Origin of the sequence: Micromonospora sp. U21, from assembly GCF_018070045.1 — a bacterium.
In the GTDB taxonomy this organism is placed as follows: domain Bacteria; phylum Actinomycetota; class Actinomycetes; order Mycobacteriales; family Micromonosporaceae; genus Micromonospora.
Window position 1 is genome coordinate 58,278 of the sequence record NZ_JAGPYK010000001.1, and the last position, 18,963, is coordinate 77,240.

Genomic DNA, 18,963 nt, shown 5'->3' on the forward strand with positions numbered 1-18,963 from the left:
GCCGTCCCGTTCCCGTCGGGGCGGCCGTTCTTGTGGCTCATGCCGCCTCACCGACCTGGCCGCCGCCGGCAGACTTCAGTAGCCCGGCGAGGCGGGCGCGCTGCTCGTCGGTCAGCGGCGGGGCAGCGTCGACCAGACGCGAGATGTGCCGGGCCAGCGCGGCCTCACGCATTTCCTGCGAAGCGGCCTGGGTGGTGGGGTGGTCCGCGCCGTGGTGGCGCTTGCGCGAGGCGTACGCAGCTCGCTTGGACCGGAAGGAAGCGTCGACCGAGCCTCTGGGCATGGGGACCAGAGCACCTATCTCGACGTCCTAACCAGCCTAGCAGAGGAAGATCCACTACGCCGAAGGGCCCGCCTCAGCCCAGATGTCGGCCCACGTCCGGGTGTCGTTCACCCACTGCGAGGCGCCCATGAACTTGGTGGCGTCCCACGCGGCCCGGCCGCGGATCGGCTCACCGAGGCGGACAACCATCAGCGACCGCAGCACGGCCTGGCGCAGACTCACGTCCGTGATGGCCCGGTAGGCCGCAACGGGATCACTGGCCGCGAGCAGCGCGGCGGTGGCGTCGACCCGGCCGGCGGCAGTGATCACAGCCTGGATTTCGTCGAGCCGGGCCTGGCCGCGGTCCATCCCCGTCTTGAGCGCCGCCTTGACCGCGCCGCGCGCCAGTACGAACTCCGTGGCCAGTTCTCCCAGGTTGTTCTGGATGGCGGCGGCCTCCGCCCACAGCTCCTGAAGGTCGACGCCCTTGGTCGGCTCGGGCAGCAGCCGCTGGCGGGCGTCCTCTCGGGACAGGAGGGCCTCCACGGTGTCATCGAGCCAGCGGTGGATCGGGTCCGCCCGCCAGGATCGGAAGCAGTTCAGGCACCGGTACAGCAGGTTCCCCCCGCTCCGGGCGTAGCTGGCGTTCACGGTGTGCGGGTCGCAGCGCTCACAGATGAACAGGCCTGTGCCGACGTGCCGGCGCGCGGTCCCGGCGTGGTTGGCGAGTCGGCCGGGCTCCTCGAGGAGCTGCTTCACGGCGCGCCAGGTGGCCTCCGAGACGATCGCCGGGTTGGGCGCCGCGTACTCGATCCCGTCGAGGATCCGCAGGCCGGCGTTCCGCGGCTTGAGCAGGATCTTCCGGATCACCGGGGCCCGCCACGCCTTCCCAGTTGCGCTCGGTACGCCTCGACGGTTCAGGTCGGCTTGCAACCCGGCCAGGGACCCGCCGGCGAGGATGTGCGAATACCAGCGCTTGATCTCCTCCGCCTCGTCCTCGACCAGGTCCCGGCCGTTCGGGGCCAGCCCGTAGCTTCGCGGTCCACCGTGGTACTCGCCCCGCTCGGCGCGGTCGCGGACCTCGGCGGCGACCCGCTCGGCGATCTCCTCAGCCTCGCCCGCGTCCCGGGCGGCCATGGTGCGCGCGATCTCGCGCCCCTGCGCGGTGTTGAGGTCGAAGTTGGGCGAGCGGACGTAGCGGTAGCTGATGCCGTAGCCGGTGGCGAGGTCGATCAGGTCTTCGCTCTCCCGCGGCCGCCGGGTGAGTCGCCCGCTCGTGTAGGCCACGATGACCGAGAACTTGCCGGCCTTGGCGTCGGCGACCAGCCGGTCGTACTCCGGCCGGGGCTTGCGGGAGTTGGTGCTGGCACTGATGTCGTTGTCGCGGTAGACGTCGAAGACGGTCAGCCCCTCCCGCCGGGCCAGTCCCTGGCAGTCCTTGTCCTGCCGATCGACGCCGAGCTCTCGCCCCTCGCGGTCGTCACTGATGCGTTCGTAGATTGCCGCCAGCTTCATAAGGCGGTAGCGTACGCCCCATCGGGTGGTCCTCGGTGTGCACCGCGAGGTGGTTGCGGCCGGGGTCGCGGGGCAGGCCGCGCGGCACCGCCCAGGACGCCAGCACCCCCTCGTGCTCCAGGCGCAGGTCCCAGTGCAGGCTGCGGGCGTGGTGCTGCTGGATGACGAAGCGGGCGACGCCGTCGCCGGGGCCGGCCGCCGTCGGGCTCCGGGCCGGCACCGGCTCGGGTGTGCGGGCCGCGTCCCGCCGACGCCGGTACTCCTCCAGCCGGTCCGTCACACCCGCATTCTCCGGCAAACCGGACCGTCGCGCTGGACACCCGAGTGTCCGGTTCGCTCAGCGGCCGGGTGCGGGGCGGGGTAGAACGGTCCATATGGACAACACGGATCAGCCCACCGTCCTGCTCCCCGGCGATGTGCGGATGCCCCTGCTCGGTTTCGGCACCTGGAAGGCCACCGGCCAGGCCGGTTACGACGCGGTGCTGGCCGCGCTCGACACCGGCTACCGGCACCTCGACACCGCCACCCTGTACGGCAACGAGCGGGAGGTCGGCCGGGCGGTGAAGGAGAGCGGACTGCGCCGCGAGGACGTCTTCATCACCACCAAGGTGCCGCCGGACCGGGTGGGCCGGGAGCGGGAGACGCTGGAGGCCAGTCTGGAGGCGCTCGGCGTCGACCAGGTGGATCTCTGGTTGATCCACTGGCCACCGTCCGCCACCGACAGCATCCCGATGTGGCGGGAGCTGCTGGCCGCCCGCGACGAGAACCTGACCCGGGCGGTGGGGGTCAGCAACTACAGCACGGCGCAGATCGACGAGCTGATCCAGTCGACCGAGGAGAATCCCACGGTCAACCAGATCCGGTGGGGCCCGATGCTGTACGACCGGCAGCGGCACGCCGAGCACCGGGACCGGGGCGTGGTGCTGGAGGGGTACAGCCCCTTCAAGACCACCGACCTGAGCAATCCGGTGCTCACCGGGATCGCCGGCACGCACGGCGTCTCGCCGGCGCAGGTGGTGCTGCGCTGGCACATCGACCACGAGATCGTGGTGATCCCGAAGTCGGTGACCCCGGAGCGCATCAGCGCCAACTTCGACGTCTTCCACTTCTCGCTGACCGCGGAGGAGATGCGCGAGATCGACGCGCTCGGCAACGCCTGACACGGCGAATTCCTTCAATACGCGGCTCGGCGATGAAGGGTATCGACATCGACGCTCATGACGGTATAACGTGCCCGTCATCACGTTCGTCGATGCGTTCGAACCCGCCGTCGCTGGAGGATCGCCATGGCCCGGTCACCATCCATCCGTCTGCGCCGCCGAGGGATGCTCGCCATCCCCGCCCTGGTGGCCGCCGCGCTGACCACCGTCGTCCGGCCGACCGCGGCGAGCGCCGCGCCGAAGGCCGAGTGCCTGGCCGACCTGCTCGGGGACTCCTGATGGCCACCATCCCCTGGCTCGTGGACGTGCTGCGCGCCGCCGGGGTCCAGGTCGTCGTCGAGGGGGACTGGCTCAACCGGATGCGCCCCGGCTCCTTCGACCCGATCGGGGTGCTCTGGCACCACACGGCCTCGACCTCCAGCGCCAGCAACCCGCACCCGGCGCTCGGCATCTGCATCAACGGCCGGCCGGACCTGGCCGGCCCGCTCTGCCAGGCGCTGGTCGACTACAACGGGGTGTTCCACGTCATCTCGGCGGGCCGGTGCAACCACGCCGGGGTCAGCGGCGGCAGCGGGCCGATCCCGTCGGGGGACGGCAACACGCTGATGATCGGGTGGGAGATCGACTACAACGGCGTCAACCAGGAGATGACCGCCGCGCAGTACAACGCGTCGATCGCCGCCACCGCCGCCGTGCTCACCCGGCTGGGCAGGAACAGCAGCTACGCCCGGGGGCACCGGGAGACCAGCACCACCGGCAAGATCGACCCGTCCTTCATCGACCTGAACGTGATGCGGGCCGACGTGGCGGCGAAGATGACCGGAGGCGGCACCGCCTGGTCCTCCACCGTGGACAACACGACCGCCGGCCGGTTCACCGCCAGCGCCAACTGGGGCGTGTCGTCGTACTCCGGGCAGCGGCACGGCGCCGACTACCGGTACGCGGACCCCGTCGCGGCCAGCGACGTCGCGTGGTATCGGTTCGCCGTCCCGGCCACCGCCAGTTACCGCGTCGAGGCCTGGTGGCCGGCGAACTCCGGCTACAACAGCGCCGCGCCATACATCGTCGCGACCACCACCGGCAACCAGACGGTCCGCGTCGACCAACGGATCACCGGCGGGCAGTGGCGGGTTCTCGGCACGTTCACGCTGCCGGCCGGGGACGCCAACCGGGTGGGCGTGAGCCGGTGGAGCAGCGCCACCGGCCTGGTCATCGCCGACGCCGTCCGGCTCACCCGGGTCTGACGAGGGCTGTCAGCGACGGGTCGCCCACCGGACGTCGTGCTCAGGTGCGGGAGCAGGTGGCCCCGTTGAGCGAGAAGCTGGTCGGCGACGAGTACGCGCCGCTCAGCGTCCCCTGATAGCCGAAGCTGGCCGTGCCGCCCGGCGCGAGCGTGCCGTTCCAGTTCAGGTTCCGCGCGGTAACCGTTGACCCGCTCTGGCTCACGGTGGCGTTCCACGAGCTGGTGACCTGCTGCCCGCTGGGCAGGTTGTAGGTCAGCGTCCAACCGTTGACCGGGCTGGACCCGGTGTTGGTGATCTGCACGTCGGCGGTGAAGCCGTTGTTCCACGAGTTCGGCGTGTACTTCACCGCGCACCCGGCGCCGCCCGGCGGTGGCGTGGTGGGCGGCGGCGTGGTCGGTGGCGGAGTCGCCGGGGGCGGCGTGGTGGGCGGCGTTCCGCCGCCGTTGACCGCGGCGGAGAAGGAGGTCACCGCCAGGCCCGCACCGCCCTGCCAGGGCTCGAAGCCGGCCTGGATGCTGGTCAGGTACCAGGAGTTGGTGATCGCGCCCCGGTTGCGGACGTCGGCGATGAAGTCCAGCACGCTGAAGTTCAGGCTGGTGATCGGTGACGGCGCGACGTACGAGACGACGTTGTTGGACCCGTTGCTGCCCCGCCAGACCTCCCACGTCCGGCCGGCCAGGGTGGCCGTGCCGACCGGTGAACCGATGGGCTGGATCGAGCCCTGCCGGTTGAGCCAGATCATGATCTCCATCTGGTTCACCCCGTCCCGCCTGGGCGTCGGGTCCAGCCAGATGTCGTACGACGCGTTGTAGGTGGCGCCGCTGACGTACCGGTAGTTGATGCTGCTGGTGGCGCTGCTGATCTGGCTCACCTGGATCGGCAGGTTCGTGCCGGGGGAGCAGTTGGTGTAGTGGCAACCGAAGAACACCGAGGGGTACGCCGTCGGCGCGCCGTTGGTGGGGTTGCTGCCGTTCTGGGTCGTGATCTCGAAGCCGGTGCCGGTGACGTTGATGCACTGCGCGGCGCTGGTGCCCCAGCGGTTGTTCTGCACCACGTACCGGCTCTGGATGACGGTCGAGCCGTACTGCTCGCAGATCTGGGTGTCGGCGGAGGCGTTGCCGCCGAGTGCCACGGCGACGATCGAGCCGCCGAGCAGCAGGCCGGCGGCGACCAATGCCCGAAGTGGACGTTTCATGACGCTCCTTGACTGCGGCGCGTGCCGGGCGCCGGACGGGTCGGGGCGAGTACGGGAGCGCTCCCACGCTCAATGACACATTTACATGTCTGAAACTCGTGCGCAACCGTACGCGTCAAACTGGTGAAATGTGAGGATTGCCACGCCCGCGCCGGACGGCCGTCGGCGGACGTCCAGCTAACCGGTGCGGGCCGCCCAACGATCGTCTCCGGGCGGGCCGATCGGGCCCTGGTGTGCGCCGATAGCGCCGAGTAGCGTGTTGCCTCCAACGCGTGCCGTATCCCCTCCGGAGGCGTACACCACCATGGGTGGCTCCCCCCTGCGCATCCTCGTCGTCGGCGCGGGCATTGCCGGCCTGGCCGTGGCCCGGGCGCTGCGCCTGGCGGGCTTCCGGCCGGACGTCACGGACAAGCTGCCACCGGGGGAGTCCACCGAGACCGGCCTCTACCTGCCGGGCAACGCCGCCCGTGCGCTGCACCGGCTGGGCCTGCACGACCCGGTCCGCCCGCTCGGGCAGGTGATCCACCGGCAGCGCTTCTTCGACGCCGCGGGCGCGCCGCTCTGCGAGGTCGACCTCGACACCCTCTGGGCCGGCGTCGGCGAATGCCGGGCGCTGCCCCGGGCCGATCTGCACCGGGTGCTGCTCAGCGGAGCCGGCGGCGCCGTCCGCCACGGCGCCGAGGTCCGCACCCTGGACCTGCTCCCGGGCCGTGTCGGGGTCACCTTCACCGACGGCACCAGCACCGAGTACGACCTGGTCATCGGTGCCGACGGTCCGCGATCCTCGGTCCGCGCCCTGGCCTCCCTCGGCGGGCCGCCCCGCCCGGTCGGTCAGGTGGTCTACCGGACCGTGCTCCGCGACGGCCCTCCGGTCACCGAGTGGACCGCCCTGCTCGGCCAGCGCTGCGGAATGCTGATGGTGCCGATCGGCGCCGGTCGGCTGCACTGCTACGCCGACGAGGCCGGCACCGAGCCGCCCATCGACCCCCTGGCCCGCCTGCGCGAACTCTTCGCCGACTACCGCGGCCCGGTGCCCGAGGTGCTGGCGGCGCTCGACCGGGTGCACGTCGGGATCACCGACGAGGTGGAGCTGGGCCGCTGGCACCGCGGACGGGTGCTGCTGGTCGGCGACGCCGCGCACGCCACCGCGCCGACGCTGTCCCAGGGTGCGGCGATGGCGCTGGAGGACGCCGTGGTGCTGGCCGAGTCGCTGCGCGCCGCCGGCAGCGTGGAGGCGGCGCTGGTGGCGTACGAGAGCCGACGCCGTCCGCGTACCCGATGGGTGCGGGACCGGACCCGGGACCGCAACCGGACCCGGGACGTGCCGCCGGCGCTGCGCGACCCGCTGCTGCGCGGGCGCGGTGGCCGGATCTTCGGGGAGCACTACCGGTTGCTGGTCGGCCCGCTGTAGATCGTGTCCCGCCACCCCACGCGGCGCTGCGACCTGCCGGGGACTATCCTCCTTGCGGATGACGGCCCGCAGATAACCAGCGTGTGCCGAGCGGGACAACCGAGAACCGGAGGCCACTCGTGACCACCGTCGCACCCAAGCCGGTCGTGACCCGGCCCTGGCCGGTCCGGGAGCCGGTCAAGGGGTCGGCCATCGCGCGGCTGCTGCGTACCACGGACGCGAAGCAGATCGGGATCATGTACATGGTCACCGCGTTCGTGTTCTTCATGATCGGTGGCCTGATGGCCCTGATCATGCGGGCTGAGCTGGCCCGACCCGGGCTGCAGTTCCTGTCGCCCGAGCAGTACAACCAGCTCTTCACCATGCACGGCACGATCATGCTGCTGTTCTTCGCGACGCCGATCGTGTTCGCCTTCGCGAACTACATCGTGCCGATGCAGATCGGCGCACCCGACGTCTCCTTCCCGCGGCTGAACAGCTTCGCCTACTGGCTGTTCTTCTTCGGCGGGTCGATCGCGATCGCCGGCTTCATGACCCCCGGCGGCGCCGCCGAGTTCGGCTGGACCGCCTACGCCCCGTTGAGCACCGCGGAGCACTCGCCGGGCGTCGGCGGGAACCTGTGGGTGGTGGGCCTGGCCGTCTCCGGCCTGGGCACCATCCTCGGCGCGGTGAACATGATCACCACGATCCTGACCCTGCGCGCGCCCGGCATGACCATGTTCCGGATGCCGATCTTCACGTGGAACATCCTGGTCACCAGCCTGCTGGTGATCCTGGTCTTCCCGCTGCTGGCCGCCGCCCTCTTCGCGCTCGCCGCGGACCGCATCATCGGGGCCCACGTGTACGACCCGGCCACCGGTGGGCCGATGCTCTGGCAGCACCTGTTCTGGTTCTTCGGGCACCCCGAGGTGTACATCATCGCGCTGCCGTTCTTCGGCATCATCTCGGAGATCATTCCGGTCTTCTCCCGCAAGCCGATCTTCGGCTACAAGGGTCTGGTCGCCGCGACCATCGCGATCGCCGCGCTCTCGATGAGCGTCTGGGCGCACCACATGTTCGCCACGGGTCAGGTGCTGCTGCCGTTCTTCAGCTTCCTGAGCTACCTGATCGCGGTGCCGACCGGTATGAAGTTCTTCAACTGGATCGGCACCATGTGGCGGGGCCAGATCAGCTTCGAGACGCCCATGCTGTGGGCGGTCGGCTTCCTGGTCACCTTCCTCTTCGGTGGTCTCACCGGTGTGCTGCTGGCCAGCCCGCCGATCGACTTCCACGTGTCGGACTCGTACTTCGTGGTGGCGCACTTCCACTACGTGCTCTTCGGCACCATCGTGTTCGCCGTCTTCGGTGGCATCTACTTCTGGTTCCCGAAGATGTTCGGCCGGATGCTCGACGAGCGCCTGGGCAAGGCGCATTTCTGGCTCACCATGATCGGCTTCCACACCACGTTCCTGGTGCAGCACTGGCTGGGCAACGAGGGCATGCCGCGCCGGTACGCCGACTACCTGCCCGGCGACGGCTTCACCACGCTGAACATGATCTCCACGATCGGCGCGTTCATCACCGGTATCTCGACGCTGCCGTTCATCTACAACTGCTGGAAGTCGTACAGGACCGGCCCGGTGGTCGAGGTGAACGACCCCTGGGGTCACGGCAACTCGTTGGAGTGGGCGACGAGCAGCCCGCCGCCGCTGCGCAACTTCGACCGGATGCCCCGGATCCGCTCCGAGCGGCCGGCGTTCGACGCGAAGTTCCCGGAGCTGGCCGCCGGCGGCCAGAGCCTGGCCGGCCCGCCGGAGGGTGGCTCCAAGCCGCTCACCAGCGAGTCGGACGGCGGGGCCAGCTACCGCGAGGACACCGCCAGCGACGTCGACCGGAACTGACAACCAGCTCCGCAGCTGTACGACGGGCGCCGCCACCGGGACCACCGGGAGCGGCGCCCGTCGCCATGCCCGGCCCGTTACCGCCCGGCTCCGCCCGCCAATCGTCCGGCTCGGCTCGCCACGGTGGGCCCCACCCCCCGTCCCGGCCTGTCACCGCCCGTCCCGGCCTGTCACCGCCCGTCCCGGCCCGGCCTGTACCGCCCGGCCCGGCCTGTACCGCCCGGCCCGGCCTGTACCGCCCGGCCCGGCGCCTGACCGGTCCGCCGGGACACCTGTTCCCTGATCAGCCTTATACCTGTGAGGCATATTTATGACTCACAGGTATAACCCCTTTTCCGGCACATGCCGGCCGGGCAGTGGCATCGACGGCATGACGATCGCCGTCGTCTCGGCGCACGCGAGCACGAACAGACTCGGCCCGACGGTGGCTGGGCGCGGCCCGCACCGTCGCAGCGTGCGCAGGTCGCGAAGGCTCGTGCCCGCCTGGGCCGGGAGGCCCTTCCCGGCGCAGGCATTGGGCTCTTTTCGCCCAGGCCGGGCTCTCCCCGATCAGGCCGGGGGCTCCTCTCGGCCACGTCGAGGGCTCCTTCCGACCAGGTCGGGAGGCACGTTCCCGCCCAGGCGGTGACGTGCCAGCCTCAGCGGGCGGCGGTGGGGGTGAGGTCGGCCTCGACGGGCGGTGGCAGGGCGGTCGCGTCCGCGTTGCGGCGGCGACGCAGCTCGATCGGGAGCACCACCAGGGTCACCAGCGCGCCCAGCGCACCGGTCACCACGAAGCCCCAGAGCGGGGCGCTGGCGTCGATCACCGCACCGGCGAGCGGCGCGCCGACCGCGATGCCGACGGTGACCGCGGATCCGTGCAGGCCCATCGCCTCACCGCGCACCTCGGCCGGGGCCAGCCGGCTGACCGCGTCGGAGGAGGCGGCGATGGTCGGCGCGCAGAGCGCCCCGGCCGGGATCAGCGCCAGACAGAGTAGCCACCAGTGCGAGCCGCCCAGCCCGACCGGGATGGTGAAGAGGCCGAGCGCCGCGGTCAGCGCCAGCGGGGAGAGCGAGCGGTGCACGGCACCGTAGGCGAAGCCACCGAGCAGCGAGGCGACCGCCCAGGCGGCCAGCACCGCGCCGGTCCAACCGACCTCACCGCTCTCCCGCAGCACGGCGACCACCGCCACGTCGGTCCCTCCGAGCACGAGGGTCGCGGCGGCGCTGACGGCGAGCACGGCGAGCAGCCGGGGGGTCAGCCACTCCCGGCGCGGCACCTTGCGCCGCGGGCCGGTGGGCTCCGCGGCGCTGCGGATCGGCGGATTGAGCAGCCACAGGGCGATCCCGGCGGCAACGATGCCGGCGCCGACCAGGTAGAGGGTGGTCCGCGCGGAGATCGCGGTGACCAGGGCCACCGCCAGTGCCGGGCCGATCATGAAGGACAGTTCCACCGACATCGAGTCCAGCGCGTACGCCGGGCGGCGCCGGTCCTCCGGGACCAGCGCGGCGATGGACTGCCGGACCACCGAGAAGATCGGCAGGGCGAGCGAGCCGGCGACGAAGGCGGCCGGCAGGAGCAGCGGGTACGGCAGCGAGGGCGCGGTGGCCCAGAACACCGCCTCGGCGATCCCGGTGAGCACCAGGACCGGGCGCAGGCCACGCCGGTCCACCAGCCGGCCGAGCAGCGGGCCGCCGATCGCCGCGCCCACCGTGATGGCTGCGCCGACCAGGCCGGCCGCCCCGTAGCCCCGATCGAGGTCGAGCACCACGTGGAAGGTCAGCGTCACCCCGGTCGCGGTGAGCGGAATCCGGGCGAGGACGGCTACCAGCAGCAGCGACCGCAGGCCGGGCAGAGCGAGCGCTTCCCGGTAAGGCTTCATGTTCACGTGGGTCCGTACCTCCGGCGACATCCTCGACCGGTGGCGGGCCGATGACCAATCAATTACCGCATCATGCGGTCCTGATCACAGGCTGACCGTGCAGGGTCACGCCCTCGCCGTCCATCGCCCGCAGCGCCACGTCGGTGGTGTCCGGAGCGACCGCCGCCGTCAGCTCGAGCAGCACGGTGGTGGCGAAACCCTCCCGGGCGGCGTCCACCGCGGTCGCCCGGACGCAGTGGTCGGTGGCGATGCCGACCAGGTCGACCCGGTCCACGTCGTGCCGGCGCAGCCAGTCGGCCAGGCACTCGCCGTCGTCGGCGTGCCCCTCGAACCCGGAGTACGCCGCCGCGTGCTCGCCCTTGTGGAAGATCGCCTCGACCCGCTCGGTGTCCAGGTCGGGGTGGAACTCCGAGCCGCTGGTGCCGACCACGCAGTGCCGGGGCCAGGACTCCACGAAGTCCGGCGGATCGCCGAAGTGCGCGCCCGGGTCGATGTGGTAGTCCTTGGTCGCGACCACGTGCGCCCACCGGTCCGGCTCGGCTGCGAGCAGCCGGGAGATGCCGGCGGCCACCCCCGCCCCGCCCCCGACGGCCAGCGAGCCGCCCTCGCAGAAGTCGTTCTGCACGTCCACGATGATCAGCGCGTTGCGCACCGGGCGCTCCTCTCGTCACGGCCAGGGCCCTGTGGCGGGCCCCGGGTGGTCTCAGTCGGCGGGTACGACGGTGACCGGCACGGCCGGGTCGCCGGCGGAGAGCTTCAGCCCCTCCCAGGGGATGGAGATCAGGCCCTCCCGCAGGTGCTCTCGCGACTCGTCAAGGGTGGGCAGCGCCACCGGTTCGCCGTCGACCACGAACGAGCGCTGGAGCAACCGGTCGTTGGACTGCCGGTCCGGGACGCCCTGCGGGCAGATGACCTCCTCGGTGGCGGTCCCGGTGGGCTTGTGCCGGCGGACCGCCACCTTCCGGCCGCCGATGGTCGCCTTGTGCTCGGAGCGCTTCACCACCGGCCGTCCCTCGACCTCGACGAGCTTGTAGACCAGCCCGGCGGTGGGCGCTCCGGAGCCGGTGACCACGGCTGTGCCGGCGCCGTACATGTCCACCGGCTCGGCGGCCAGCGAAGCGATCGAGTGCTCGTCCAGGTCGCCGGAGACAATGATCTTGGTCTCGGTGGCGCCCAGTGAATCCAGCAGTTCCCGGGACTGCTGGGCGATCACCGCCAGGTCGCCCGAGTCGATTCGCACCGCCCGCAGCCCCGGCCCGGCCACCGCGATCGCGTTGCGGATGCCCTGGCTGATGTCGTACGTGTCGACCAGGAGCGTCGTGTCCTTGCCCAGCGTGGCCACCTGCGAAGCGAACGCGGCCCGCTCGTCGTCGTGCAGCAGCGTGAACGCGTGCGCCGCCGTGCCCGCCGTGGGGATGCCGTAGCGCGCGCCGGCGGCGAGGTTGGAGGTGAACCGGAAACCGGCCAGGTACGCGGCGCGCGCGGCGGCCACCGCGGCCTCCTCGTGCGCCCGCCGCGATCCCATCTCGATGAGCGCCCGGCCGCGTGCCGCGGTCACCATCCGGGCCGCCGCGGCCGCCACCGCGCTGTCATGGTTGAGCACCGAGAGCGCGAGCGTCTCCAGCACCACGCACTCGGCGAATCCGCCGGAGACGGTGAGGATCGGCGAACTGGGGAAGAACAACTCACCCTCGGCGTACCCGTCGATGTCGCCGGTGAAGCGGTAGTCCGCGAGCCAGGCCGCTGCCGCCTCGTCGACCACCCCGGTCCGGCGCAGGAAGTCGATCTCCGCCGGGTCGAACCGGAAGTCGCGGATCAGCTCGATCAGCCGGGTTGTGCCGGCGACCACGCCGTACCGGCGCCCGGTCGGCAGCCGGCGGCTGAACACCTCGAAGACGCAGCGGCGGTCGGCGGTGCCGTCCTTGAGGGCCGCGCTGACCATGGTCAGCTCGTAGTGGTCGGTCAGCAGCGCGGGGCGGAGGGTGCTCACCGCCCCAGCCTAAGGTTCAGCTCGCGTCGCCGCCCTCGTGGCCCGGGATGGATCGGAGCGCCGCCCACAGCTCGGCCCTGCCGGTCACGCCGAGCTTGGTGTAGATCCGCTGGAGATGGTTCTCCACCGTTCGTGCGGAGAGGTAGAGCCGCTCGGCGATCGCCCGGCTGGTCGCACCGTGCGCGGCGAGCCGAGCCACCTGCCACTCCCGCTCGGTCAGCACCGGCGCCCCGGCGTGCAGCGCCGGCGTGCGGATCAGGTCGCAGCGGCCGAGCAGCCCGGCAAGGCGCTCCCGGGCGTCGCCGGCCGCCGCCGAGTGCTGCAGGCGGAGCCGGTGCAGGGCCTGGGCGGTGGCCTCGGCGGCGTACACGTGCAGCTCCAGCGCAACGTAGTCGTCGGCGACCGCGAGCAGATCCGTGGCGGAGTCGGTCACCGCGGCCCGGGCGTGCCGGGCCAGCAGTGGCGGGAGCACGCCGTCGACCTGCTCGGAGAGCTCGGCGAGGCGCTGCGCGACGGTGCGCCGGCCGCCGTCGGAGCAGGTGGGCCCGACCGGCGCGCCGGCCTGATCCAGCCGGGCCAGGTCGTGCAGGACGTGCACTTCGTGCCCGGCGAAGCCGTCCGCGCGCAGACGGTCCACCAGGTCGTTGAGCTGTTTGATCGCGCCCGGCAGGTCGCCCGACGCGGCGAGCACCGCGCCGCGGGCCTGCTCCAGCCACGGGTAGAGCACCGCCATGCCGGGTGCGTGGGTGCGGTCCGCCTCGGCCATCGCCTCGATGGCCTGCGCCGCGTCGCCGCGCAGTGCCGCCGCCTGCGCCCGCTCGGCCTGTGCCAGACCGGCGTAGACCCGGCTGGTGGCCAGCACCGCGCAGGCGCCCAGCGACGTCCGCATCGCCGCGTCGCTCTGCCCGCGCAGTCGGGCCGCGTACGCCTGGAGGATGGCCAGGTATCCGGTGCCGAGCCGGAAGTCTCCCGCACCGGCCAGGTCGGCGAACTCGTCGGCCACGATCGCGTCGATGCCGACCAGGTCACCGGTGAGCATGAGCCGGGTGCCCCGGGCCAACTCCAGGGCCAGCTGCAGGTACGGCATGTCGGTACGCCAGCTGGCCGCCGCGGAGTGGACCTGCGCGATGGCCGTACCGCTGCGGGTCAGCTGGCCCTGCGCGGCCTGGACGTACGCGATGGTGCTGCGCGCCAGCTCGCGCGCGGCGACGCTGGCCGCCGGTCGGTCCAGCACCCGCTGGCTGAGCCGCACGGCGGTGGTCGTGTCCAGGCGGTGCAGTCGCATGATCGCCTCGAAGGCGTGCACCCGGGCCCGGTCGGCGGAATCGCCGAGCTGTTCGACACGGGACGCGATCTCCTCGACCGTGGACTCCTGGCTCAGCCCCCAGTAGCTGACCATCCCGCGTACGGTCAGCCACCGGCAGAGTCGCCGCTCGTCGTCGGGGTCGGGGCTCACCGCGTCCAGGACCTCGATCGCCTCGTCCGGTCGGTCGGCGAACATCAGGATGGTGGCCAGCAGCTCCGCCGCGTCCGAGCCGCCGTCGGCGTTCAGCGCGGCGCGGGCCAGCCGGGTCGCCAGCGGCACGTCGTAGCGGGTGAACGCCTGCACCGCGGCGTCCACCAGCAGGGCCGGGTCCTGCGCGGTGCCCGAGTCGAGCCGCCACACCGCCACCCGCAACAGGTCGTCGCGGCGGCGCTTGCCGACCCGCTCGAGCAGCTCCGCGAGGCTTGCCTGGAGGCGCCGGGTGCGACTGACCGGGCAGCGGCGGCGCATCACCTCGCCGTAGAGCGGGTGGGCCAGCCGGACGTTGGTCCGCCGGTCGTGCTGCACCACGCTGATCAGCCCACGTTCCTCGGCGGTCTCCACGTCGGTCGGGTCGGCGGCCTGGTTGAGCAGGTGCAGGCCCAGGGGCTCGCCGAAGGCGACCAGCTCGACGACCGCGCGGACGCCGTCGGTGAGCTGCCCGACCCGGGTGTCGATCAGGTCGGTCAGGTTGGGCGCCAGCTCCAGCCGCCCGGTCCACTTCCAGATGCCGTAGGTGCGCTTGAGCTCCGCGCTGCCGTTGGCGGCGTGCACCAGCTCACGCAGCAGCAGCGGGTTGCCGGCGGACAGCCGGCCGAGCCGGTCGGCGGAGCCGGCGTCGACCGGGCCGCCCAGGATCGCCGCCAGCAGCCCGGCGGTCTCCGCCGGTGGCATCGGGGTCAGCTCGACGTGCTCGACCAGGTCGTCGGTCCAGAGTGCGCGGATCGGCAGCGGGATCTGCTCGCCGTCGCGCAGGGTGCCGAGCACGGTGGCGTTCTCCGCGCGGGCAACGAGGTGCACGAGCGCCGCGGACGGCGGGTCGAGCAGGTGCGCGTCGTCGATGGCGAGCACGATCCGCCGGCCGGCGGCCTGCTGTTGCAGCACGCCCAGCGCCCAGCGCAGGATGCCGGCGGGAGAGAGGCCCTGCGGCTGCTCGGCGGGGAGGACCTGCACCAGCCCGCCGAACGGCAGCGCCGCTGTGGTGGCGCTGGCCGCGATGGACCAGATGGCGTACCGGTCGGTGGGCAGCGCGCTCACGCCCTCGCGCAGCAGCCGGCTCTTGCCGATGCCCGCGCTGCCGCTGAAGAAGAGCCCTCGGCCGGCCTCCCCGGTCACTGCCGCCAGCAGGCGGTTGAGCTCACCGGTGCGGCCGACGAACTGCCATCGACTCATCCGGGCAGCATATCCATCGAAACCTGTCCGCGCCCGCACCGTCACGCACCGAAGTTGAGTAATCTCGCGATTACCGGTGAGTATTCGAAGTGTTCCGCCCGGTCACCGGCCCGCCCGTAGTCTTCCGGCATCCGGGTACCGTCACCGGAATTTCCACGCGACCGGACGCCCGGTCGCCCGCAACGGGAGGCCACCCGATGAAGCAGGGCCCTCTCCCCTCGGTCGACTCGCCGGGCGACATGGCCGGCCCAGCCAACCTGCCGCGCTGCGGCCCGCTACCCACCCGGATCGGGGTCACCGGCCCCGGTCCGGAGGAGCCGCTCGGCGTGGTCGCCGTCGGCCCCGCCGGTGCCGAGCGTCGCGGGGTGCTCGCCACCCTGCTCGGGCTCGACCCGGTCATGCTCACCGTGCCGGCGGGCAGCTGGCTGGTGGTGCGACACGCCAAGGCGCCCACCCGGGCGGCGTACGTGCCGGGCTACCGTCAACCGCACTCCTACGGCGCGGACCGGGACGCCGCCGGCCCGGCGCTGGCCCGCCCGCCCCGGCGGGTCGAGCTGAGCGTGCCAGAGCCCCTGCTGCGGCACTTCACCCTGGTCGACACCCCGGACACCGGCACGCTCGGCGTCGCCGGCGGCCGGGTGCTGCTCGACGCGGTCGGCCGGGCCGGCGCGCTGCTCTTCGTGATCGCCGCCGATCAGGCGTTCACCGCCGCGGAGCTGAACCTGCTCGCCGAGGTGGCCCCGGCCCCGGTGAAGGTCGTCTTCGCGGTCACCCCCGGCGCGGCGGGCTGGGCCCCGCTGGCCGACGGCGCGGCGACGACGGAGGACGCGGGGGCGTCCGTCCCGCCGGCACACGGCGTGCCGGGCAAGGTTGACCCGGTCGCGGTGACCGTGGCGGCGCACCGTGCGGCGCTGCTGGCCGCCGTGCCCTCGCTGGCCGGCGCACGGTGGTTCCCGGTCGACGACGCCGAGTCCGCTGCCGACCTGCGCCGGGCACTGGTGGGTTGGGCGGCGCACGAGGGGTTGCAGCGGGCCAGCGCAGATCCGCCGGTACTACCGGGCCAGCACGGCCGGGTGTCCGTGGTGTCCGACCCGGGGGACTGGTCCGAGCAGCTCGACCGGCAGACCCGCTCCTGTGCCCAGCGGATCCGCCAGCACCTCGCGCTGGAGTTGGCGAACGCCCACCTGCGGGTGGTGCAGGAGATCGTCTTCGGGGTCGGCTGCGCCGGCCTGCCGGAGTTGCTGGACCGGGAGATGGCGGCGTTGTCGCTGCTGGCCACCGCGCAGTGCGACCACGCTGTGCGGGGCATCGTGACGGACGCCGCGGCCCGGGTGCTCGGCGCGCCACCGGCCGAGGGCGTGCGCCGCCGGATCGCCACCGCCGTGCAGTACGGGCTGACCGATCACCGGCCCGGCCGCGACCTGGACCGGGTGCTGCTGATCACCAGCACGGCCGGGGTGGCCTCGCTGACCGGTCCGGAGGCGATCGACGCGCTCGACGGCTACCCGAGGACGTTCCGCGGCGAGGTGCTCCCGCCGGTCGCGGTGGCGCTGTCCGGCGGATGCTGGCAGCAGTGGCGTACACCCGGCAATGATGACCACAACGCCGCCCGGGCGTGGTCCCAGCGGGCGCTGCGGGAGGTCGAGCTGGGGCTGTCCCGGGAGATCTCCCGACGGTTCGAGGTGATCCGCCTCTCGCTGGGCGCGGTGCTCTCCGATGCAGTCGATCACGGCATCCTGCTCGCCTGACGGCGTGGCTGCGACCTGCTCCGGCCCCGTGCGACACCTCGCGTCCACCGGCCTCGGGGGCGAGGCCGGGGAGGCCGGGTTGGGTGATCCTCGCCGGGCCGGCGTTCCGGTTCCTCGGTTCCGGGAAACCGGTGGCACGATGGGGGGCATGGCGGCTCCGCAGGTTGCACCGGTCGAGACGCCGGACACTCACGAGGTGCCGGCGTCCGAGCGGCAATGGGTGACGATCGTGTGGGACGACCCGGTCAACCTGATGACGTACGTGACCTGGGTTTTTCAGAAGCTCTTCGGTTACAGCCGGGAGAGGGCCGAGCAGCTCATGCTGGACGTGCACCACAAGGGTCGCGCCGTGGTCTCCACCGGCGCCCGGGAACGGATGGAGCACGACGCGTCGCAGCTGCACGCGTACGGGCTGTGGGCGACGGTGGACCGCTCGTGAGCGCGAGGAGTGAGCCGGTTCTGCGAGCCCCGCAGTCGGGAACAGGGTGGGCCTCGTGAGCATGTTCCGTCGCCAGGCCGGCCGCTACGTCGCCACCTTCGCCGTCGACGAGGTGCGGGTGCTGCGCAAGGTCGCCTCCGAGGTGGTCGGTCTGCTCACCGACGGCTTCGACCACACCGACCCGGTCGTCGGCCGGCTCTTCCCGGCGGTCTACCCCGAGGACGCGGCCGGCTCCGCCGAGTTCCGCCGCTACACCGAGGGCGACCTGAAGACCGCGAAGATCGATCAGGCGGGGGCCATCCTGGCCGCTCTGCCCGACGAGGCGGGCGGTGAGGTGCGGCTGGACGCCGAGGCGGCCGAGGCGTGGCTGCGGGCGCTGAACGACGCCCGGTTGGCGATGGGCGTCCGGCTGGAGATCAAGGACGGCACTGACCTGGGCGAGGAGCTGGACGACGCGGTCGCCGAGGACCCGGCCTCCAGCCGGGTGTTCCAGCTGTCGGTCTACGCGTACCTCGGATATCTACAGGAGTCGCTGCTCAACGCCTTGATCGATTAGGCGTGACCGGCACCACTTCAGGCCGGTACCCGGCAGGCGTTAGGCTGGTGCACGTGCTGAGCATCGACCGGTCGATCATCGACGCGATCGTCGCCCACGCGCGCCGGGACCACCCGGACGAGGCGTGCGGCGTGGTCGCCGGTCCCCTCGGCAGCGACACCCCGACCCGGCACATCCCGATGGACAACGCCGCCCGGTCGATGACGTTCTACGAGTTCGACTCGATGGAGCACCTGCGGATCTGGCGGGAGATGGACGACCGGGACGAGGAGCCCGTGGTCATCTACCACTCGCACACCGCCACCGAGGCGTACCCCTCGCGGACCGACGTCTCCTTCGCCGGCGAGCCGGGCGCGCACTACCTGCTCGTCTCGACCCGTGAGCCCGACTCGGAGGAGATCCGGTCGTTCCGGATCGTCGACGGCGTGGTCACCGAGGAGCCGGTCCAGGTGGTGGAGGCCGGGGTCGACCCGCACGCCGTCCAGTCCTACATGTTCGGGCAGAGCCCGGCGACGGTCGACTACGAGTGTTCCGGCCGCTGATCCGTCAGCGTCCCCACCCGTTCCGTCCCGTCACCCTGGCACACCCGAATGAGGAGCACGACATCATGGCCATCGAGGTTCGCATCCCCACCATCCTGCGCAGCTACACCGGCGGCGCCAAGGTCGTCGAAGGTTCCGGCGACACCCTGACCGACCTGCTCGCCGACCTGGACTCCCGGCACGCCGGGCTGCGGGGCCGGCTGGTCACCGAGGCCGGCGCGCTGCACCGTTTCGTCAACGTCTACGTCAACGACGAGGACGTCCGCTTCCTCGGCGCGCTGGACGCCAAGCTCTCCGACGGCGACAGCATCACCATCCTGCCCGCCGTGGCCGGCGGCGCGTTCGGCTTCGCGGCGGCAGCGGCGATCAGCCAGCACAGTGCCGCGGCGGTCCGCCAGCAGAGCGCGACGGCGGTAGCCCGCGACAGCCGTCGCGGCGCCGTCGCCGCCCGCTGAGGGCGGTCG

At 72.2% G+C, this 18,963-nt stretch carries 17 protein-coding genes and 1 pseudogene; 10 read left to right on the forward strand and 8 right to left on the reverse strand.

What is annotated here, in order from left to right; genetic code table 11:
* Positions 1-37: 37 nt before the first annotated feature.
* The 3 genes and pseudogenes from KBX63_RS00315 to KBX63_RS00325 all read right to left on the reverse strand — a co-directional run.
* Positions 38-283, reverse strand: a complete 246-nt coding sequence (locus tag KBX63_RS00315) for a hypothetical protein (protein ID WP_210906626.1) — start codon at positions 281-283, stop codon at positions 38-40.
* Between the two features lie 54 nt (positions 284-337).
* Positions 338-1,777: a recombinase family protein gene (locus KBX63_RS00320; protein WP_210906628.1), complete on the reverse strand. Its 1,440-nt coding sequence runs from the start codon at positions 1,775-1,777 to the stop codon at positions 338-340.
* A pseudogene (locus KBX63_RS00325) lies at positions 1,752-2,057 on the reverse strand (DNA polymerase ligase N-terminal domain-containing protein); the annotation flags it as partial. The gene KBX63_RS00320 and the pseudogene KBX63_RS00325, both read right to left, overlap by 26 nt.
* 94 nt (positions 2,058-2,151) lie before the next feature.
* Here KBX63_RS00325 and KBX63_RS00330 point away from each other — a divergent pair.
* The 3 genes from KBX63_RS00330 to KBX63_RS00340 all read left to right on the forward strand — a co-directional run bounded on the left by KBX63_RS00330 (position 2,152) and on the right by KBX63_RS00340 (position 4,181).
* Positions 2,152-2,937: an aldo/keto reductase gene (locus tag KBX63_RS00330; RefSeq protein WP_210906630.1), complete on the forward strand. Its 786-nt coding sequence runs from the start codon at positions 2,152-2,154 to the stop codon at positions 2,935-2,937.
* Between the two features lie 126 nt (positions 2,938-3,063).
* The gene (locus KBX63_RS00335) at positions 3,064-3,216 is read left to right on the forward strand and encodes a hypothetical protein (RefSeq protein WP_210906632.1); all 153 of its coding nucleotides are present in this window, start codon (positions 3,064-3,066) and stop codon (positions 3,214-3,216) included.
* A complete protein-coding gene (locus KBX63_RS00340; protein WP_210906634.1) occupies positions 3,216-4,181 on the forward strand; it encodes an N-acetylmuramoyl-L-alanine amidase in 966 nt (321 codons plus the stop codon). The genes KBX63_RS00335 and KBX63_RS00340 overlap by 1 nt, the downstream gene beginning before the upstream one ends.
* A gap of 40 nt (positions 4,182-4,221) precedes the next feature.
* Here the strand turns inward: KBX63_RS00340 and KBX63_RS00345 are convergent, their stop codons facing one another.
* A complete protein-coding gene (locus KBX63_RS00345) occupies positions 4,222-5,376 on the reverse strand; it encodes a cellulose binding domain-containing protein (RefSeq protein WP_210906636.1) in 1,155 nt (384 codons plus the stop codon).
* Positions 5,377-5,680: 304 nt separating this feature from the next.
* Between KBX63_RS00345 and KBX63_RS00350 the strand changes: the two genes are divergently transcribed.
* Positions 5,681-6,787, forward strand: a complete 1,107-nt coding sequence (locus tag KBX63_RS00350; RefSeq protein WP_210906638.1) for an FAD-dependent monooxygenase — start codon at positions 5,681-5,683, stop codon at positions 6,785-6,787.
* A 119-nt stretch (positions 6,788-6,906) separates the two neighbouring features.
* Positions 6,907-8,667, forward strand: coding sequence for a cytochrome c oxidase subunit I (gene ctaD, locus KBX63_RS00355; RefSeq protein WP_210906640.1), 1,761 nt, complete (start codon positions 6,907-6,909; stop codon positions 8,665-8,667).
* 638 nt (positions 8,668-9,305) lie between these two features.
* Here ctaD and KBX63_RS00360 read toward each other — a convergent pair.
* From KBX63_RS00360 to KBX63_RS00375, 4 genes are read right to left on the reverse strand one after another with little or no spacing between them, the layout of a single operon-like run.
* On the reverse strand, positions 9,306-10,559 hold the full coding sequence (locus KBX63_RS00360; RefSeq protein ID WP_210906642.1) for an MFS transporter: 1,254 nt from the start codon (positions 10,557-10,559) through the stop codon (positions 9,306-9,308).
* 40 nt (positions 10,560-10,599) lie between these two features.
* On the reverse strand, positions 10,600-11,181 hold the full coding sequence (locus KBX63_RS00365) for an isochorismatase family protein (RefSeq protein WP_210906644.1): 582 nt from the start codon (positions 11,179-11,181) through the stop codon (positions 10,600-10,602).
* Between the two features lie 51 nt (positions 11,182-11,232).
* Positions 11,233-12,519 carry a nicotinate phosphoribosyltransferase gene (locus tag KBX63_RS00370; protein WP_210906646.1) on the reverse strand — a complete coding sequence of 429 codons (1,287 nt, stop codon included), beginning with the start codon at positions 12,517-12,519 and terminating at the stop codon, positions 11,233-11,235.
* Positions 12,520-12,535: 16 nt separating this feature from the next.
* Positions 12,536-15,214 (reverse strand): LuxR C-terminal-related transcriptional regulator, encoded by a 2,679-nt coding sequence (locus KBX63_RS00375; RefSeq protein WP_210906648.1) that lies wholly within the window; start codon positions 15,212-15,214, stop codon positions 12,536-12,538.
* Between the two features lie 197 nt (positions 15,215-15,411).
* On the opposite strand from KBX63_RS00375, the gene KBX63_RS00380 reads away from it, so the two are divergent.
* From KBX63_RS00380 to KBX63_RS00400, 5 genes are all read left to right on the forward strand, one after another.
* The gene (locus KBX63_RS00380) at positions 15,412-16,962 is read left to right on the forward strand and encodes a hypothetical protein (protein ID WP_210906650.1); all 1,551 of its coding nucleotides are present in this window, start codon (positions 15,412-15,414) and stop codon (positions 16,960-16,962) included.
* Positions 16,963-17,110: 148 nt separating this feature from the next.
* The gene (gene clpS / locus KBX63_RS00385; protein ID WP_074319200.1) at positions 17,111-17,401 is read left to right on the forward strand and encodes an ATP-dependent Clp protease adapter ClpS; all 291 of its coding nucleotides are present in this window, start codon (positions 17,111-17,113) and stop codon (positions 17,399-17,401) included.
* Between the two features lie 61 nt (positions 17,402-17,462).
* Positions 17,463-17,957 (forward strand): DUF2017 domain-containing protein, encoded by a 495-nt coding sequence (locus KBX63_RS00390; protein WP_172899170.1) that lies wholly within the window; start codon positions 17,463-17,465, stop codon positions 17,955-17,957.
* A 53-nt stretch (positions 17,958-18,010) separates the two neighbouring features.
* On the forward strand, positions 18,011-18,499 hold the full coding sequence (locus tag KBX63_RS00395) for a Mov34/MPN/PAD-1 family protein (protein ID WP_210906652.1): 489 nt from the start codon (positions 18,011-18,013) through the stop codon (positions 18,497-18,499).
* Positions 18,500-18,564: 65 nt separating this feature from the next.
* Positions 18,565-18,954 carry a MoaD/ThiS family protein gene (locus tag KBX63_RS00400; protein WP_210906654.1) on the forward strand — a complete coding sequence of 130 codons (390 nt, stop codon included), beginning with the start codon at positions 18,565-18,567 and terminating at the stop codon, positions 18,952-18,954.
* The last annotated feature ends 9 nt before the right edge of the window (positions 18,955-18,963 follow it).